This window comes from Cloacibacterium normanense, assembly GCF_002943105.1.
Classification (GTDB): Bacteria; Bacteroidota; Bacteroidia; order Flavobacteriales; family Weeksellaceae; genus Cloacibacterium.
Map to the genome: position 1 here is coordinate 73,714 of NZ_PTPZ01000006.1, position 16,755 is coordinate 90,468.

17 protein-coding genes are annotated in these 16,755 nt (G+C 33.0%); 10 read left to right on the forward strand and 7 right to left on the reverse strand.

Annotation, left to right across the window (positions count from 1 at the left end; translation table 11 throughout):
* Nucleotides 1-113: 113 nt before the first annotated feature.
* The gene (locus tag C3729_RS10115; RefSeq protein ID WP_104794101.1) at nucleotides 114-1,709 is read right to left on the reverse strand and encodes a peptide chain release factor 3; all 1,596 of its coding nucleotides are present in this window, start codon (nucleotides 1,707-1,709) and stop codon (nucleotides 114-116) included.
* A gap of 194 nt (nucleotides 1,710-1,903) precedes the next feature.
* Between C3729_RS10115 and C3729_RS10120 the strand changes: the two genes are divergently transcribed.
* The 4 genes from C3729_RS10120 (at nucleotide 1,904) to C3729_RS10135 (ending at nucleotide 5,278) form a co-directional block, all read left to right on the forward strand.
* On the forward strand, nucleotides 1,904-2,743 hold the full coding sequence (locus C3729_RS10120) for a CPBP family intramembrane glutamic endopeptidase (RefSeq protein WP_104794034.1): 840 nt from the start codon (nucleotides 1,904-1,906) through the stop codon (nucleotides 2,741-2,743).
* A 46-nt stretch (nucleotides 2,744-2,789) separates the two neighbouring features.
* Nucleotides 2,790-3,359, forward strand: a complete 570-nt coding sequence (rdgB, locus tag C3729_RS10125; RefSeq protein WP_104794035.1) for an RdgB/HAM1 family non-canonical purine NTP pyrophosphatase — start codon at nucleotides 2,790-2,792, stop codon at nucleotides 3,357-3,359.
* A 132-nt stretch (nucleotides 3,360-3,491) separates the two neighbouring features.
* Entirely contained in the window at nucleotides 3,492-4,406 is a 915-nt protein-coding gene (locus C3729_RS10130; RefSeq protein WP_104794036.1) for a ribonuclease Z, read from the forward strand.
* A 104-nt stretch (nucleotides 4,407-4,510) separates the two neighbouring features.
* A complete protein-coding gene (locus tag C3729_RS10135; protein WP_104794102.1) occupies nucleotides 4,511-5,278 on the forward strand; it encodes a TIGR02757 family protein in 768 nt (255 codons plus the stop codon).
* Nucleotides 5,279-5,287: 9 nt separating this feature from the next.
* Here the strand turns inward: C3729_RS10135 and mgtE are convergent, their stop codons facing one another.
* A complete protein-coding gene (gene mgtE, locus C3729_RS10140) occupies nucleotides 5,288-6,637 on the reverse strand; it encodes a magnesium transporter (RefSeq protein WP_104794037.1) in 1,350 nt (449 codons plus the stop codon).
* A 133-nt stretch (nucleotides 6,638-6,770) separates the two neighbouring features.
* On the opposite strand from mgtE, the gene C3729_RS10145 reads away from it, so the two are divergent.
* Nucleotides 6,771-7,298 carry a coiled-coil domain-containing protein gene (locus tag C3729_RS10145; RefSeq protein ID WP_104794038.1) on the forward strand — a complete coding sequence of 176 codons (528 nt, stop codon included), beginning with the start codon at nucleotides 6,771-6,773 and terminating at the stop codon, nucleotides 7,296-7,298.
* On the opposite strand, the gene rsmA is transcribed toward C3729_RS10145, so the two are convergent.
* On the reverse strand, nucleotides 7,295-8,068 hold the full coding sequence (gene rsmA, locus C3729_RS10150; RefSeq protein ID WP_104794039.1) for a 16S rRNA (adenine(1518)-N(6)/adenine(1519)-N(6))-dimethyltransferase RsmA: 774 nt from the start codon (nucleotides 8,066-8,068) through the stop codon (nucleotides 7,295-7,297). The two genes, C3729_RS10145 and rsmA, sit on opposite strands and share 4 nt — an antisense overlap.
* Before the next feature lie 89 nt (nucleotides 8,069-8,157).
* Here rsmA and C3729_RS10155 point away from each other — a divergent pair, with 89 nt between their 5' ends.
* The 5 genes from C3729_RS10155 to rluF all read left to right on the forward strand — a co-directional run bounded on the left by C3729_RS10155 (nucleotide 8,158) and on the right by rluF (nucleotide 11,699).
* A complete protein-coding gene (locus tag C3729_RS10155) occupies nucleotides 8,158-9,057 on the forward strand; it encodes a cell division protein FtsX (RefSeq protein ID WP_104794103.1) in 900 nt (299 codons plus the stop codon).
* Nucleotides 9,058-9,069: 12 nt separating this feature from the next.
* A complete protein-coding gene (locus C3729_RS10160) occupies nucleotides 9,070-9,345 on the forward strand; it encodes a DUF3098 domain-containing protein (protein WP_104794040.1) in 276 nt (91 codons plus the stop codon).
* 79 nt (nucleotides 9,346-9,424) lie between these two features.
* On the forward strand, nucleotides 9,425-10,240 hold the full coding sequence (locus C3729_RS10165; RefSeq protein ID WP_104794041.1) for an undecaprenyl-diphosphate phosphatase: 816 nt from the start codon (nucleotides 9,425-9,427) through the stop codon (nucleotides 10,238-10,240).
* 21 nt (nucleotides 10,241-10,261) lie between these two features.
* Nucleotides 10,262-10,957, forward strand: coding sequence for a tRNA pseudouridine(55) synthase TruB (gene truB / locus C3729_RS10170; RefSeq protein ID WP_104794042.1), 696 nt, complete (start codon nucleotides 10,262-10,264; stop codon nucleotides 10,955-10,957).
* A 22-nt stretch (nucleotides 10,958-10,979) separates the two neighbouring features.
* Nucleotides 10,980-11,699 (forward strand): 23S rRNA pseudouridine(2604) synthase RluF, encoded by a 720-nt coding sequence (gene rluF / locus C3729_RS10175; RefSeq protein WP_104794043.1) that lies wholly within the window; start codon nucleotides 10,980-10,982, stop codon nucleotides 11,697-11,699.
* A 2-nt stretch (nucleotides 11,700-11,701) separates the two neighbouring features.
* Here the strand turns inward: rluF and C3729_RS10180 are convergent, their stop codons facing one another.
* The 4 genes from C3729_RS10180 to C3729_RS10195 form a co-directional block, all read right to left on the reverse strand.
* Entirely contained in the window at nucleotides 11,702-12,484 is a 783-nt protein-coding gene (locus C3729_RS10180; protein ID WP_104794044.1) for a hypothetical protein, read from the reverse strand.
* A gap of 12 nt (nucleotides 12,485-12,496) precedes the next feature.
* Nucleotides 12,497-13,750: a M48 family metallopeptidase gene (locus C3729_RS10185; protein WP_104794045.1), complete on the reverse strand. Its 1,254-nt coding sequence runs from the start codon at nucleotides 13,748-13,750 to the stop codon at nucleotides 12,497-12,499.
* 893 nt (nucleotides 13,751-14,643) lie between these two features.
* The gene (locus tag C3729_RS10190; protein WP_104794046.1) at nucleotides 14,644-15,018 is read right to left on the reverse strand and encodes a DUF779 domain-containing protein; all 375 of its coding nucleotides are present in this window, start codon (nucleotides 15,016-15,018) and stop codon (nucleotides 14,644-14,646) included.
* Between the two features lie 76 nt (nucleotides 15,019-15,094).
* On the reverse strand, nucleotides 15,095-16,600 hold the full coding sequence (locus tag C3729_RS10195) for an aldehyde dehydrogenase family protein (RefSeq protein ID WP_104794047.1): 1,506 nt from the start codon (nucleotides 16,598-16,600) through the stop codon (nucleotides 15,095-15,097).
* Between the last annotated feature and the right edge of the window lie 155 nt (nucleotides 16,601-16,755).

Here is a 16,755-nt window from a genome sequence, read left to right on the forward strand (position 1 = left end):
ATTTTAATTACGGCCGTAAAGATAATATAAATTGGCTTTTTACAAAAAAAAATCTCCAAGTTTCCTTGAAGATTTTTATCATGTATTATTTCTTATCATTCTAAAGAGAATAATTATTTTGCGTGATTCCATTCACTGATGAAGTGTAATTTTACATTCGGGAATTTTTCTTGAGTCATGTGAATCGTAAAAGCAGAATCTGCTAAAAACACTAACTGACCATGATTATCTCTTGCCATAAAACGCTGTTTTAATCTTGCAAATTCTTTGAATTCTTCAGATTTTTCGTCGGCTTCAATCCAACACGCTTTATGAATTCCGATAGGTTCATACGTGCATTTTGCGCCATATTCATGCTCTAATCTGTATTGGATTACTTCGTACTGAAGCGCACCCACTGTTCCAATAATTTTTCTGCCGTTCATTTCTAATGTAAACAATTGCGCCACACCTTCATCCATTAATTGGTCAATACCTTTCGCCAATTGTTTAGCTTTTAAAGGATCATCATTATTGATATAACGGAAATGTTCTGGTGAGAATCTCGGGATTCCTTTGAACTGTAATTTTTCACCAGCAGTTAAAGTATCTCCAATTCTGAAACTTCCAGTATCGTGTAAACCTACAATATCTCCAGGAAAACTTTCGTCTACCACTTCTTTTTTGTCTGCAAAGAAAGCATTCGGTGAAGAAAACTTCATTTTTTTACCTTCTCTTACTAGAAGATAGTTTTCATTTCTCTTAAAAGTTCCAGAAACAATTTTCACGAAAGCCAATCTATCACGGTGTTTTGGATCCATATTGGCATGAATTTTAAAGACAAATCCTGTAAAATTTTTCTCTTCTGGTTTTACCAATCTAAGGTCAGATTCTTTGGGTTGAGGCATTGGTGCAATTTCTACAAACGCATCTAGCAATTCTCTTACCCCAAAATTATTCAAAGCAGAACCAAAAAACACCGGTTGTTGTTCACCAGTAAGATATTGTTCTCTATCGAAATCTGGATAAACTGATTCTATAAGTTCTAGTTCGTCTCTTAAAGTAGCTGCAGCTTTTTCACCTATGATTTCATCTACTGAACTGTCATTGATATCATTGATGACGATGGTTTCGCCTACTTTTTGTTTCTTTTCTTCAAGAAACAACTGAATGTTTTTCTCCCAAATATTATAAATTCCTTGGAAATCACTTCCCATACCAATCGGAAGCGAAAGCGGAACTACTTTTAAGCCTAATTTTTGTTCAACTTCATCCAGCAAATCAAATGCATCTTTACCTTCTCTATCGAGTTTGTTGATGAAAACCAACATAGGGATTTTACGCATTCTACAAACTTCTACGAGTTTTTCAGTTTGCTCTTCCACACCTTTTGCTACGTCTATTACTACAATTACAGAATCTACCGCAGTAAGCGTTCTGTACGTATCTTCCGCAAAATCTTTGTGACCGGGCGTATCGAGAATGTTGATTTTCTTTCCTTTGTATTCAAATGCTAAAACCGAAGTCGCCACCGAAATCCCTCTTTGTCTTTCGATTTCCATAAAGTCGGAAGTTGCTCCTTTTTTAATTTTATTCGATTTTACAGCACCTGCTTCCTGAATTGCTCCTCCGAAAAGAAGTAATTTCTCCGTCAAAGTAGTTTTTCCAGCATCTGGGTGAGAGATAATCCCGAAAGTTTTACGTTTTGATATTTCTTGTAATAAACTCATTTCTAAATTTTGAAGTTGCAAAAATCGTGATTTTTATTGAGATTTGAAAATATTGGTTTATTTCCACGCAAAGGCGCAAAAAACTTTCAGCTTCCTACTTGTAGCTTCACTCATTTTTCTATCTTTGAACAAAATAAGTTTTTAGAAATTTTTCTTTAGATTTTTTTTGAACACCCATCAACTTATAACCATTTATGAGTATAGACAATACAAAATACAGGAATTATATTTTTGATTTCAAAGCGGCGGCAGCTTTATTTGCTGGACTATTTATTGGCATCATGGTTTTAGGTTTGTATACGCTTTTTGCTTATTTTATTCTAAAGCAAGACTATCCAGAAATACAGAGCAGCATGGTATTTTTTATTGTGAGTTATCTCTGCACAGTGCTTTTTCCGATTATAGGTTTTGATGTTTTCGTGATGAAGAGTCATGGAAAAAAGCTCAATTTTAACATGCAAACCAGACCTTTTCATGTTTATCTTATGATTTTCCCTATGATGCTAGGAATGATGTTGGTTTCTGAATTTTTAGTTTCAAGAATTCCTATTGAAGGAGAGTTTTTTGGTCCTTTGTATGATCAAATGTCTGATGCTTTTAGCACCATCGCTACAGATACTGCGGGAATCTATCTGCTTACGGTACTTTTTGCGCCCATTTTAGAAGAAATTCTCTTTAGAGGTATCATTCAAAAAGGATTGATTAATAAAGGTGTAAAACCAGCAAAAGCGATTATTTTTTCAGCTTTAGCCTTTGGAATTTTTCATCTTAATCCTTGGCAAACAGTCAATGCATTTTTATTAGGATTGGTTTTAGGCGTAGTTTATTACAAGACAAAATCCTTATTAATGCCCATTTTATTGCATGCTTTTAATAATTTTATTTCTGCCTATTTATTACTGAATGGAAATTCAGAAAGCGTGACTGAAAACTTACATCTTCCAGAATATTATGGTCTAATAGTAGGAATTGTACTTTTGTCTGTTTCTTATTATTTATTCATGTACCGAAATAGAATTTATTACAGAGAATAAGCGCTAAAAATTTAAAAATTATAAATCTTATATTTAATATTACATAATGGAAATCCTCGTTGCCACGCACAACTTACACAAGAAAGAAGAAATTCAACAGATTTTAGGCGAAAAATACCACATTACTTCACTTACTGATTATCATATTCACGACGAAATAATAGAAGACGGAAATTCTTTCCACGAAAACGCTTTGATTAAAGCCAAATTCTGCTTTGAAAAAACTGGAAAACCCAGTTTAGGAGACGATTCTGGATTGGTAGTTCCGGCGCTTGATGGAAGACCTGGAATTTATTCTGCTCGTTACGCAGGAAATCATGATTTTGATAAAAACATGACCAAAGTTCTAGAAGAAATGCAAGACAAAAATGATAGAGAAGCTTATTTTATTACGGTTTTATGCTTGTATAACGAACATGGAGCAGAATACTTTGAAGGTAGAGTTTATGGTGATTTAAGCAAAGAAAAAAGCGGCAATAAAGGTTTTGGGTATGACCCGATTTTCATTCCCAAAAATCATGAAATTTCTTTTGCAGATATGCCTGCAGAACAAAAAAATGCCATGAGTCACCGCAAAAATGCTTTAGATAAATTTCTTGCATTTTTAGAAAAATAGTTTTTATAAAAAAAAACTTCCACAGATTCCACAGATTTCACAGATTAATAAATAGTTTTCTACTTTTGATATTAGAATAATTTTCACGAAATTTGCAGACTTTAAACCTCTAAAAATCATCATTTAAGCATTTTGAGTACCTATTTAACAATTCTCGGCTATAACTCAGCAATTCCTACTGTGAAATCTGCACCTACTGCGCAATTTCTAGAAATGGAAGAGCGTTGTTTCCTCATCGATTGTGGTGAAGGAACGCAAGTTCAATTGAGAAAAGCTAAAGCCAAATTTTCTAAAATTAATCACATTTTTATCTCACACCTTCATGGCGACCATGTTTTTGGTTTGCCGGGATTGATTTCTAGTTTTAGACTTTTGGGTAGAGAAACGCCACTTCATGTGTACGGTCCAAAAGGCATTAAAGAAATGATGGAAACCATTTTTAGAATTACCGAAACGCAACAAGGTTTTGAGGTTGTTTTCCATGAACTTTCTTCTAAAAAATCTGAAAAAGTCTATGAAGATAATCGAGTAGAGGTTTTTACCATTCCATTAGACCATAGAATTTACTGTAACGGCTATCTTTTTAAGGAAAAACCAAAAGAAAGACACCTCAATATGCAGGAAATTTCTAAATATCCTGAAATTGAAATCTGTGATTATCATAATTTAAAACGCGGCAAAGATATTCAGTTGAGTGACGGTTATATTCTCAAAAATGAAAATTTAACGAAACCAGCAGAACCTTCTGTTTCTTATGCTTTTTGCAGTGATACTCGATATTTAGAGAGCATCATTCCGATTATTAAAAATGTAGACGTGTTGTATCACGAAGCTACTTTTTTACATGATTTAAAGAAAATGGCAGATTACACAGGGCATACAACTGCTCTAGAAGCTGCGAAAATTGCCAGAAAAGCCAATGTTAAAAAATTAATTTTAGGGCATTTTTCTAATCGCTACAATGACTTGTCGGTTTTTCTCAGTGAAGCCTGTGAAATTTTCCCTGAAACTTATCTTCCAGAGCAATTGGAAGCCGTTAAAATTTAAGATTTACGATTTTTGATTTATAATTTTTATTTCGCAGTTAGAGTTTAACTCTAATCAGTCTGCAAAATTTCAAACATCAAACATCCATCATCCCACAAATTATGATGAACGAACAAGAAATCTTTGAATTTCTCAATCAAAAAGCCGAAAAATATAATCATGTAGATTTTATTGAATTAGACCCTATTTCTATTCCGCATCAGTTTTCTTTGAAACAAGACATAGAAATTTCAGGATTTTTCGCAGCTACAATCGCTTGGGGAAATAGAAAATCCATCATTACATCAGCTCAAAAAATCATCCAATTCATGGGAAATTCTCCGTATGATTTCGTGATGAATGTAACCCAAAAAGATTTCAAAAAATTAGAAAATAAGGCGGTTCATAGAACTTTCTCAGCAGAAGATTTCGAGCAGTTTATATTGAATTTGAAAAGCGTTTACATTGAATTTGAAAGTTTAGAGCAGTTATTTCTTTTAAAAGAACACGAAGAAAATTATTATCATGCTATCGAAAGATTTAGAACTCGTTTTTTAGGAGAAATTCCGCACAGAAGTCATAAACACGTGAGTTCACCTTATAAAAATTCTGCTTCAAAAAGATTGGTCATGTTTCTGCGATGGATGGTTCGTCAAGATAAAAAAGGCGTAGATTTTGGCATTTGGAAAAACCTTTCTCCTCAATATTTATCCATTCCATTAGATGTTCACACCGCGAATATTTCCAGAAAATTAGGAATTTTACAAAGAACTCAAAACGATTGGAAAGCCGTAGAAGAACTTGACCAAATCATCAGAAAATACAATCCACAAGATCCTGCTGTATACGATTATGCTCTTTTCGGGATTGGCGTTTCTAATGAGTTATTATAAAAAATATTTCTAAATGTGGAGGAGTGCTTTTGCGATAGCAAAATAGATTAAAACTCCTAAAATATCATTAGAAGTGGTGATAAAAGGACCTGTAGCAATTGCGGGGTCTATTTTATTTTTCTCCAGAACAATAGGAACAATGGTTCCAATAATCGCCGCTACCATAATTACTGCTAAAAGAGAGATAGAAATGGTCACAGAAACCATCAAATCATTATGGTTAATCAATAAATTGAATCCAAAAATAATTAAAGAAAGTATCATTCCTGAAGCTGCAGAAACGCTTACTTCCTTGAATAAAGTTTTAAAAGTATCTTTTCCTAAAGTGTTATTTGCTAAACCTTGTACAATAATTGCCGAAGCTTGAACTCCAATATTTCCCGCAGTTGCCGCAATCAGCGGAACGAAAAACATCAATGCAGGAATGTCGTGCATCGCATTTTGATTGCTTTGCAACACTCTAGAACCAATTAAACCACCTACCATTCCAATGAATAGCCAAGGTAATCTCGCTTTGGTTAAATGAAAAATGGTATCACTAGAGTCAACGTCTTGAGAAATCCCCGATGCTAACTGGTAATCTTTTTCTGCTTCTTCGGTAATAAAGTCGATAACGTCATCTACCGTAATTCTTCCGACTAATTTTCCTAATTTATCAACAACAGGAACTTCGAACAAGTCATATTTCTGCATAAAACGCGCTACTTCTTCAGCAGATTCAGTGTCTTTAACGTATTGAATTTTAGAGTTATAAACATCTGAAACTCGAGTAGAAGATGAAGTGGTTAATAATTTTTTGAGACTTAACAACCCGAGTAATTTTTCGGAATCATCTACTACATAAATAGAGTAGACTTCTTCCATTTCTTCGGCTTGTTTACGCATCTCTTTGACCGCAGAAATAATAGAAAGATTCTGATTCACTTTTACCAATTCGGTTGCCATTAAACCACCTGCAACATCTTCATCATAACGCAAAAGTTCTACAATATTCTGTGCGTGCTCCTCGTCATTTAAGTGCTGAATAACTTCATCTTGTTGATATTCAGGCAATTCTGCAATAATATCTGCCGCATCATCGGAATCTATTTCGTTGATGATATTATCTGCAATCTCTTTGGTAGAGAAGTTTTTTAGGAATTTTTTACGCGCGTCTTCGTCTATATAGAGTAGTACTTCTGCAGAGCGCTCATTATCCATAATTTCGTAAAGAAATTTTTGATCTTCTTCTTCTAGAATTTCAAAAATCTTGGCAATATCTACCGCTTCTACTTCCGAAATGGCTTCAGAAACAGCTTTTACATTTCTTTCCTCGATGAGAAACTGTAAGGTGTGAGATATTTTTTGCTCTTCAATCACAGAAATTAATTGGGATAAAAAGTTAGAATTTTTGCAAAAATACAAAATAAGAGTTCAAAAATTCACATTAATAATCATTAAAGTCAAATTTTAGTCGATTTTTAATCGTAATTTTGTCAAAAAATTAAGCAAAATGAAGTTTAGAGAACTTAAAACAGAAAATAGTACGATGCTCGATAAAATGGCAGACAGCGTTATCATTTGGATTGGTTCTACCTCTTCATTGGTCTTTCACACTTTACTATTTATCACCAGTTTTTTACTTCCGCTATTTAAAGTAGTAGAATTCGAAGAAATGCTTTTGGTTCTCACCACGATTGTGTCTTTAGAAGCGATTTACTTGTCTATTTTCATTCAAATGTCTGTGAACAAGAGCAATAAACACATAGAAGTGATTAAGGAAGATGTAAACGAAATTCAGGAAGACATTGATGAAATCCAAGAAGACATCGATGAAATTCAGGAAGACATTGACGAAATTCAAGAAGATATCGACGAGATTGCTGATGATGAAGACGAAGATGAACACAAAGAAAAAGCTCAAAAAGTAATTCTCAAGAGCAATGTCTCTAATAACAAGCAAGAAATCAAGGAATTAAAAGCTAAAATTCACGATTTACAATCGAAATTAGAAGAGTTAATTCAGAAAGATTTCAATTAATTTTTTGCAGCTTTCCATTCTTTCGTGAAGTTGATAAAATCTACTACACTCAGTTCTTCTGCACGTTTATCCATAAAAGCATGAGATTTTAACACTTCTGGAATATCTAGAGATTTCAGTGCGTTGCTCAGTTTTTTCCTTCTTTGACCAAAACCCGTTTTTACAATTTGTTTGAAAAGAATTTCATTGCCTTCCAAACCTTCTTTTCTGTTTCTGGTAAGTTTGATGACTCCAGATTTTACTTTTGGAGGTGGGTTAAAAACGTTTTCGTGAACGGTAAAGAGATATTTCACATCATAATACGCTTGAACCAAAACCGACAAAATTCCATAATCTTTGGTTCTAGGAACCGCAGCTGTACGTTCTGCCACTTCCTTTTGGAACATCCCTACCATTTCTGGAATCTGCTGATAATTTTCTATAATCTTAAAAAGAATCTGAGACGAAATATTGTAGGGAAAATTGCCAATTACCGCCACTTCACCAGAGAAAACATCACTTAAATTAATTTTGAGAAAATCACCTGTAAAATGTTTATTTTCAAGTTTTTGATAATGTAATTTCAGATATTCTATGGATTCTATGTCTATTTCTGCAACGTAAGTTTCCGTAGGTTTTTCGAGGAGATATTTGGTTAAAACACCTGTTCCAGGACCTACTTCTAATACATAATGATATGGTTGAAAGTCAAGACCTTCTACGATTTTTTTGGCAATATTTTCATCAGTTAAAAAATGCTGACCAAGATGTTTTTTTGCTTTTACGTTCAAAATTTTTAAGATTTTTTAACACAGTTTTGTGTTTGTTCAGGGGCAAATTTCGGAGTTTTTTTTCTATTTTAGCAGAAAATTTTTTATTGATGGCAAAATTAGCAGAAGATTTAAACAAGAAAAGGCTCCGTTCTAGCAACATTACCGTATCCATTAGTATTGCATTGGTATTATTTTTAGTAGGACTTTTTGGGTTGATATTGATAAATGCTCAAAAATATTCGGATTATATCAAGGAGCAATTGGTGGTAGAAGCTTATTTTGATGACTATATAGACCCTAGAGATTCTGCGAAAGCAGAGCAGTTGCAAAAATTAACTTACGAAAGAATAAAATTACAGCCTTTTGTGAAAAAAGCTAAATTTATTTCTAAGCAAGAAGCCACTGAACTTGCCAAAAAACAATTGGGTATAGAAACAGATGCACTTTTTGAAGGAGATATTTTTCCACCATCTGTAGAAGTTACCTTGAAACCAGAATACGTAGATCCTGAAAAAATAAATGATGTTGTAAAAAAACTGAATGAAGTAGAAGGCGTAAAAGAAGTGAAAAACGACAGTAAATTGACGATTGAAGTTTACAATAACCTGAATAGAATTTTGACTTGGATTTTGGCATTTTCTATCTTATTCTTAATCGTAGCAATGGTGTTGATTAACAATTCTATCCGTTTAAAAATATTCTCTAAACGTTTCATTATCAAAACCATGCAATTGGTAGGTGCAAAACGCAGATTCATCTTAAAACCATTTGTAAAAGAAGCGGTAATCTTAGGAATTATCGGTGCTATTATTGGTTTAACAGCATTATTCACTGGTTGGTATTTCTTTACCAGCGAAATCGGGACTCCATTTGTACAAGACACCAATCAATACATTTGGTTAGTCGCAATCGTATTTGGAGTGGGAATTCTTATTACCGTCATCAGTACAGTTTTTGCAACTTGGAGATTCTTAGCATCTAGTGTAGATGATTTATATTACTCATAGAAAATTTTAAAAATGTCTAAAAAACAAACTATAGAAAAGTCTGAATCCCAGCACAATCCTTTTTATTTTGGCAAAAAAAACTATCAACTCATGTTGGTAGGATTGGCTTTAATTTTAGCAGGATTTCTTTTAATGCTCGGTCCAGATGCTAATACAGTCGACGGAAAACTAGATCCTAATGCTTGGAATGAAGACATTTTCTCCATCAGAAGAATCAGAATAGCGCCGTTATTGGTGATTGCTGGATTTGTAGTTCAGGTTTTCGCTATTCTTAAAAGAAACAAATAAAAACATTTAAAAAAACTAAAGAATTAAAAGATTTGAATTGGTATTTGAATCTTTTAATTTTTTTATCACAATACAGTTTATGGATTTAATCAGAGCAATTATTATTGCAATTGTAGAAGGTCTTACCGAATATTTACCCGTTTCTTCTACCGCACACATGATTTTCACGAGTTCTTATTTTGGAATTCAAGAAGATGAATTTGTTAAAATGTTTCAAGTTTCTATTCAGTTTGGAGCTATTTTGGCGGTAGTTTTTTTGTATTGGAAGAAATTTTTTGATTTTAAAAACATTAAATTCTATTTAAAATTGGCAGTTGCCGTTTTACCAGCTTTGGTTCTAGGAAAATTATTTGATGATAAAATAGAAACGGTATTAGAAAAACCAATTCCCATTGCAGTTGTTCTGATTGTAGGTGGTATTATTTTACTTTTTATCGACCAGATTTTCACCAAACATACGATAGATGATGAAAAAGATATTACTTTCAAAAAAGCATTAACAATTGGCTTTTGGCAATGTCTAGCGATGATGCCAGGAACGAGTAGAAGTGCGGCTTCTATCATTGGTGGAATGCAACAAAACCTTACCAGAAAGGCTGCCGCAGAGTTTTCATTCTTTTTGGCAGTTCCTACTATGTTAGCGGTTACCTTTTATTCGATTTTTGTAAAAGATTGGAATCATAATGGAGTGGAGCAAAAAGGTTACGAAATGATTTTTGCGACTCCAGAAAACACGATGAGTTTTTTCGTGGGGAATTTGGTAGCATTTGTAGTAGCGGTTATTGCGATTAAGTTTTTCATTGGTGTTTTGACCAAATACGGCTTCAAACCTTGGGGTTGGTATAGAATTATTGCAGGGATTTTATTGTTGATTTATTTTGGTTGGGTGAAGTAATTTCATTTTATACTTTTTACATTGAACGCAGAAGATTTTTTAAACGGACAAGTACTTTTGGTGGACAAGCCTTTGGATTGGACCAGTTTTCAGGCTGTTAATAAATTGAAGTACAAACTCAAAAGAGAGTTCCATCTTCCTAAAAAATTTAAAATAGGTCATGCTGGAACGCTTGATCCTAGAGCAACTGGCTTATTGATTGTCTGCACCGGAAAATTCACCAAGAAAATTCCAGAAATTCAAGATGCGCCAAAAGAATACATCGCCGAAATTAAAATTGGCGTACAAACAGAATCTTACGACACCGAAAAACCAGAAATCCTTCACACCGATTATTCACACATTACAGAAAATTTCATAAAGGAAATTTTGGCAAAATTTGTAGGAGAAATTGAACAAAAACCGCCTGTTTTTTCAGCGATAAAAATAGATGGAAACCGCGCTTATGATTTAGCAAGAGCTGGTCAAGAAGTAGAAATGAAATCTAGGAAAACAACCATTCATTATCTCAATAACATCGAAATTCATCTTCCTTTTGTCACTTTTACCGTAGGTTGTAGCAAAGGAACGTACATCAGAAGTTTGGCTCACGATATTGGTCAAAATTTAGGAGTTGGTGCTTATCTTACTCAACTCAGAAGAACCAAAATAGGAGAGTACCATGTAGAAAATGCCCACGCAGAAATTTTGGAAAATGAGTTTAGATTTTCTGATTAACATTTAAATTTTGCAAAAATTTGTGGAAACGCGTATCAATAAATATTTATCAGAAGTAGGTTTTTGTTCGAGAAGAGAAGCCGATAAACTTTTGGAACAAGGAAGAATTACCATCAATGGCAAAAAGCCAGAATTAGGAACTAAAGTTTCTGATGCTGATGAAATTTGCGTAGATGGCAAAAACATCAAAAAAACAGAAGAAAAACACATTTATATCGCATTTAACAAACCCATCGGAATTGTTTGCACCACAGATACCAAACGTGAAAAAAATAACATCGTAGATTACATCAATCACCCGAAAAGAATTTTCCCCATCGGTAGACTTGATAAACCTAGTGAAGGATTGATTTTATTGACTTCTGACGGTGATATTGTGAATAAAATTTTACGCGCCAGAAACAACCACGAAAAAGAATACATTGTACGTGTAGACAAACCCATTACACCCAAATTTCTAGAAAAAATGCGCAATGGTGTTCCGATTTTAGACACCGTAACCAAAAAATGCGAAGTAGAACAAATCGATACTTTGCAATTTAGAATTGTACTTACACAAGGTTTAAACCGCCAAATCAGAAGAATGTGCGAATATCTAGGCTACGAAGTAAAAAAACTGAAGCGCATTAGAATAATGAACATCAAACTGGATTTACCCATAGGAAAATGGAGATATTTAACCGATGCTGAAATGAAAGAACTGGCTCAACTTCTCCAAGATTCTAGTAAAACGGTGGATTAAAATTATTCTAAAATTTCTACCATAAGTTCTAATAATTCTTTTTTCAATTTGAAATAAGATTTGCTCATGGTTTCTTGGTATTTCCCTAGAGCTTTGTCTAAAATCTGTATTTCTGAATCGTTATACTTATTGTGTTCGAAGTAAATAAAATCTGCATCCACATATTCTCTTAGCACTTCTTGGTCTTCTTCTTCCATATACATGGCAAAAGTAGAAGATAAAAGCTCTGTAACTTTCTTTTTGAAAATCTTTTCTTTAGAAACCATTATGTTTCTGTTTCTCATAATCGTTTCGAAATCAAGTCTTTGAGACATAAAATTGATATACGGAACAAACTCTTGAAAAGCATTATAATACTCATCAAAATCTTTATCTGTTTGTGTAAAACGGGTTGCCAATTCAGAAAATTTTTCTTTCTGTTCATGCGAAGCTTTATGCAAAAGATACTTTAAAATAGCATCATCATTTTCTTTGATTTTTTGGTCAACTTGTTCTTCTCTTTGTTTTAGAATTTTCAGGACTTTTGGTGTTTGACTTTTGGTGAATTTTGCACCGTCATAATCAAAGGTTTTCAATTTATACGTTCCATTTTGAATCATTTCTAAGACTTTAGCATCGTTTTCTAATGCATTTTTTTCAAAGACAAGGCTTACTTTTTCGTCTGAGAAAAAATCTTGAGCTACGACCTCATCTATAGTAGACGTTTCATTTTCAAGATTTTCGAAAATTGGATTTTTAAAATCATAATAAGAATTAAAAATCTTATGGAAGGACTTTTCATTCACTATGCTTTTATATTACTCTCTGAATTCTTCCTCGGAAAGAAATTCTTCTGTATGCGTAAGCATATTATACTCGAAGAGTTTATTGGTAAATTTCTCTGCGTATTTATCAAAATGCTTCAAAATGTTTTTAGAAATCCTATTGTCTACCTTTTCAGAAGGAATATTGAGTTTTTTGATGGCTTCAATTCTTTGTTTTATGGTTGGGTGAGAAGCCCATTGATCTTCAATTTGAAGCTTAGATTTATTATACCTTTCTATTTCATTAATATTGATATACGGCAAATCATTTTTAATTTCATGGTTATTTTCTTGAGCAAAAAAATGTAACAATGTAGTCTGATTTTGGTAGATATTTTTGGTGTCGGCTTTTACATTTTTGTCAAGGTAAAAATTCATCGCATTAGAAAGCGCCGATTCTGAAAGGTCTAGTCTTAGAAGAGCAGAGGTTTTAACATCGGCACCTACCACATACGTAGCGATTGCATCTGCATTAAATTCCATCTGTCTGCTTAGCGACATGTGTTTCAGATATAAAAAATCATAAAACTTAGTCAACACCCATTGTATTCCTTCAATAATCCACGCTGCCAATCTTGTAAAAAGTGCAATTATAGCATGAGTACTCGCAAAACTTTCCATAGAATCTGCAAAGCCTTTGTTATTGTACAGCATGTCGTAAATCATTTTATTGGCTTGATTTACATAGCTTCCTACCTTCATGCTTTTTTGAGAAAAATGTCCAAATTCATGTGCAAGAATCGCTTTTAATTCACTTACCGTAGTGGTATTGATTAAGCCCATTCCTATAGTAAGATTTTTTCTTACTGGGAAAAACATGCTCCAAAAAGGAGAGTTGTAGTTTACAAAAGCATTTACATCATTAGATAAAAACAGTTTTTTAGGTTGATCTGTTCCTACTTCTTGTACCACTTCATCTATTAATTTGAAAAATTCAGGTTCTTGATTTCTTTTGATTTCGATAAATGCGCTGGTATCATTTTTCTGAAAATTAAAAATAAATTTAACCAAGAAAATCAAAATGAAAACCGCCATTCCTATTAATCCACCAGAAAGCAAAATGACCAAATAATTAAATCTAAAATTTACAATGATTTCAAATACTAAATAGCCAATAGCAGCGACTAATATTAGTGCCAAAGTGATTAATACTAAATAAACTAAAAAGAATAAAATGATGTAGAGAATAGCCTTGGTTACTTGTTTTTTATACTCCGAAGAGATAGGAGGTAATGTTTTTTTAGACATTGGTTTAATGATTATTTTTTTGTTTTTTTACTAAAGGAACATAAAATCAAATTCTAGAAAAGATTTTTTTGAAAAAAGAGTAGAGTACTCTGAGGAATTATGTGGTATTTCCCATTTTTAAAATTTTTTAAGAAATCTTAAAAATAAGAAAGGAGAATTTCTAAGATCTCATGGTTATTGTTTTACAGAGTAAAAATAATAAAAAAGTGGAAAATAAAAAAGACTGATGGCAAAACTTCTTTGCTTTTCTCAAAGCATTGTCGTTTCTGTCATCAGTCCGGAAACATTGCCTCTGCAACCTTTATTGCTTCAACTCCCGAAAAATGTTTAATTGCATCTTTTTAAATTCTATCCGCAGATATTTCTAAAAATTTTGCCATTTTTCATTAAAACATATTCCATTGCTCGGGCAATTTTATCAACTTGAATTTGGGTTGAGCTATTTTCTTGTCAAACACTTCTGTATTCTTCTGAAAAACAACCAAAGTCTACGTTGACTATTTTTAAGTCTTACTTTAAGAATCTAAGTTTCTTTATCTTTTTGTTTCAAAATTCTTGTGAGAAAATTTTAAAAAACTATTTATTAATAAATTAAACTTTGTTCTTTTTTTGGTATCAAAATCAAGTTTGAAGAAACTTCACAACTCTCATTTTTCTACCTAAAAGTTTGACTTGTTTATTGATGTAAAGGTAGCGTAGAAATTTACTTTTTATAGACTAATTTGCTTTCTGTTTACTCACTTTAAGATATGATTTATGCACAATCATTTTCATCTAAAAGTCTTTATTGATAGACGTTTGTAATTTTATGCACAAAACAAACACTTAGGTAGTCATGTAAAAATGTATTAGTTTTTAATTTTCAATAGATTGAAAAGTTATCAATTACCAGATTACTCCATTCTTTTTACAGGCTCTAAATTTTTCAATTCTTCCTCAGTAAAAAGTCTGTAAATAATTTTAAAAGTCTTTCCTAATGGTGTTTCCAGAGAAAAACCGCCTGGTCCGAAACCTTCTGTAACATCTAGCGTGAAATGTGAAAATTTCCAATATTCAAATAAATCTCTATCGATCCAAAATTCAAAACCATCTACCAAACCAATCATGGCATCATTGGTTCTTACGTAGAAACCTCCTTTTTCAAAACATTGAGGTTGTGTTCCTTCGCAGCAACCCCCAGCTTGGTAAAACATTAAATCACCGTGTTTTTCTTTTAGCGTTTTAATGACTTCCAACGCTTTTTCTGTTACGTCTAAACTTTTTACCATTTCTAAATTTTTTTTATAAAATTAAAAAAAGGAATGCTGATGAACAACATTCCTTAAAGTTTAAATCACAAGTGAACTAGAAAAATCCTAGTTTATTTTTGTTGTAAGAAATCAACATGTTTTTTGATTGTCTGTAATGATCAAGCATCATTTTGTGGTTTTCTCTACCAATACCAGATTGTTTGTAACCGCCAAAAGGTGCACCAGCTGGATATGCGTGATATTGGTTTACCCAAACTCTACCAGCTTTTATCGCTCTAGGAACTCTGTATAATTCATGTGCATCTCTCGTCCAAACTCCAGCTCCAAGTCCATACATAGTATCGTTCGCAATTTCTATCGCTTCTTCTGTAGATTTAAAAGTAGTTACCGCTAAAACTGGCCCAAAAATCTCTTCTTGGAAGATTCTCATCTTGTTGTGCCCTTTAAAAATGGTTGGCTGAATGTAATATCCACCTTCTAAATCTCCACCTAGATGATTCACTTCTCCACCACAAAGCAATTCCGCACCTTCTTCTTTGCCTAATTTGATGTAAGAAAGAATTTTATCTTTTTGAATTTGTGAAGCTTGAGCTCCCATCATTACGGTTGGGTCAAGAGGATTTCCTGTTTTGATGGCTTTAGTTCTTTCTACCACTCTTTCTAAGAATTTATCAGCTATAGATTCATGAACCAATAATCTAGAAGGACAAGTACAGATTTCACCTTGATTTAGAGCAAATAATACCGCTCCTTCAATGGCTTTGTCAAAAAATTCATCATCTGCATCCATCACAGAAGGGAAGAAGATGTTTGGAGATTTTCCTCCCAATTCTAAAGTCACTGGAATAATATTTTCTGTAGCATATTGCATTACCATTCTACCTGTAGCTGTAGAACCAGTAAACGCTGCTTTTGCCACTTTTGGATTGGTTACTAAAGTTCTTCCTAACTCAGCGCCAAAACCATTGACAATATTCACCACACCTGCAGGAAGTAAATCTTCAATTAGCTCCATTAAAACCATAATAGAAATAGGCGTACTTTCTGCTGGTTTCAGAACTACGCAGTTTCCTGCAGCTAGAGCAGGAGCAAGTTTCCAAACCGCCATTAGAATAGGGAAGTTCCAAGGAATAATTTGTGCAATTACCCCAATTGGTTCGTGTACGATAATAGAAACGGTGTCTTTGTCTAACTCAGAAATAGAACCTTCTTCAGCTCTTATTACACTTGCAAAATATCTGAAATGATCTACTGCTAAAGGTAAATCCGCTGCTAATGTCTCTCTTACAGCTTTACCATTATCTACAGTTTCTACTGCAGCGATATAAGGTAGATTTTCCTCAATTCTATCCGCAATTTTATTCAAAATAATGCTGCGTTCTGTCGCAGAAGTTTCGCTCCATGTTTTGAAAGCTTCAGATGCAGCATCTACAGCCATTTCTATGTCTTGTTTCGCAGAATGTGCAGCTTTTGCCATAACTTTTCCATCAAGTGGAGAAAGCACTTCGAAATACTGTCCTGTAGAAGGAGCAGTCCATTTTCCGTTAATGTAGTTGTCGTATTTTTCTTTTAAAACCGGACGATTGATGTGTGTTGACATAATTTGTTGAATTTTTAATTTTCAGCCAAATTATCTTAAACATGACAAATGTCATGGTAAAATCGTCTCAAATAATAGTATAATAGTGTTTTGAAAATATTGATTATAATACTTTAATATAAATCTTGTTTGATTGAAAAATTATTATATATTTA

Excerpts from the sequence above, each read along its gene's own strand:
- C3729_RS10115 (WP_104794101.1), bottom strand. The coding sequence starts at position 1,709 with ATGAGTTTATTACAAGAAATATCAAAACGTAAAACTTTCGGGATTATC.
- C3729_RS10120 (WP_104794034.1), top strand. The coding sequence starts at position 1,904 with ATGAGTATAGACAATACAAAATACAGGAATTATATTTTTGATTTCAAA.
- rdgB (WP_104794035.1), top strand. The coding sequence starts at position 2,790 with ATGGAAATCCTCGTTGCCACGCACAACTTACACAAGAAAGAAGAAATT.
- C3729_RS10135 (WP_104794102.1), top strand. The coding sequence starts at position 4,511 with ATGAACGAACAAGAAATCTTTGAATTTCTCAATCAAAAAGCCGAAAAA.
- C3729_RS10145 (WP_104794038.1), top strand. The coding sequence starts at position 6,771 with ATGAAGTTTAGAGAACTTAAAACAGAAAATAGTACGATGCTCGATAAA.
- C3729_RS10155 (WP_104794103.1), top strand. The coding sequence starts at position 8,158 with ATGGCAAAATTAGCAGAAGATTTAAACAAGAAAAGGCTCCGTTCTAGC.
- C3729_RS10160 (WP_104794040.1), top strand. The coding sequence starts at position 9,070 with ATGTCTAAAAAACAAACTATAGAAAAGTCTGAATCCCAGCACAATCCT.
- C3729_RS10165 (WP_104794041.1), top strand. The coding sequence starts at position 9,425 with ATGGATTTAATCAGAGCAATTATTATTGCAATTGTAGAAGGTCTTACC.
- C3729_RS10185 (WP_104794045.1), bottom strand. The coding sequence starts at position 13,750 with ATGTCTAAAAAAACATTACCTCCTATCTCTTCGGAGTATAAAAAACAA.
- C3729_RS10190 (WP_104794046.1), bottom strand. The coding sequence starts at position 15,018 with ATGGTAAAAAGTTTAGACGTAACAGAAAAAGCGTTGGAAGTCATTAAA.
- C3729_RS10195 (WP_104794047.1), bottom strand. The coding sequence starts at position 16,600 with ATGTCAACACACATCAATCGTCCGGTTTTAAAAGAAAAATACGACAAC.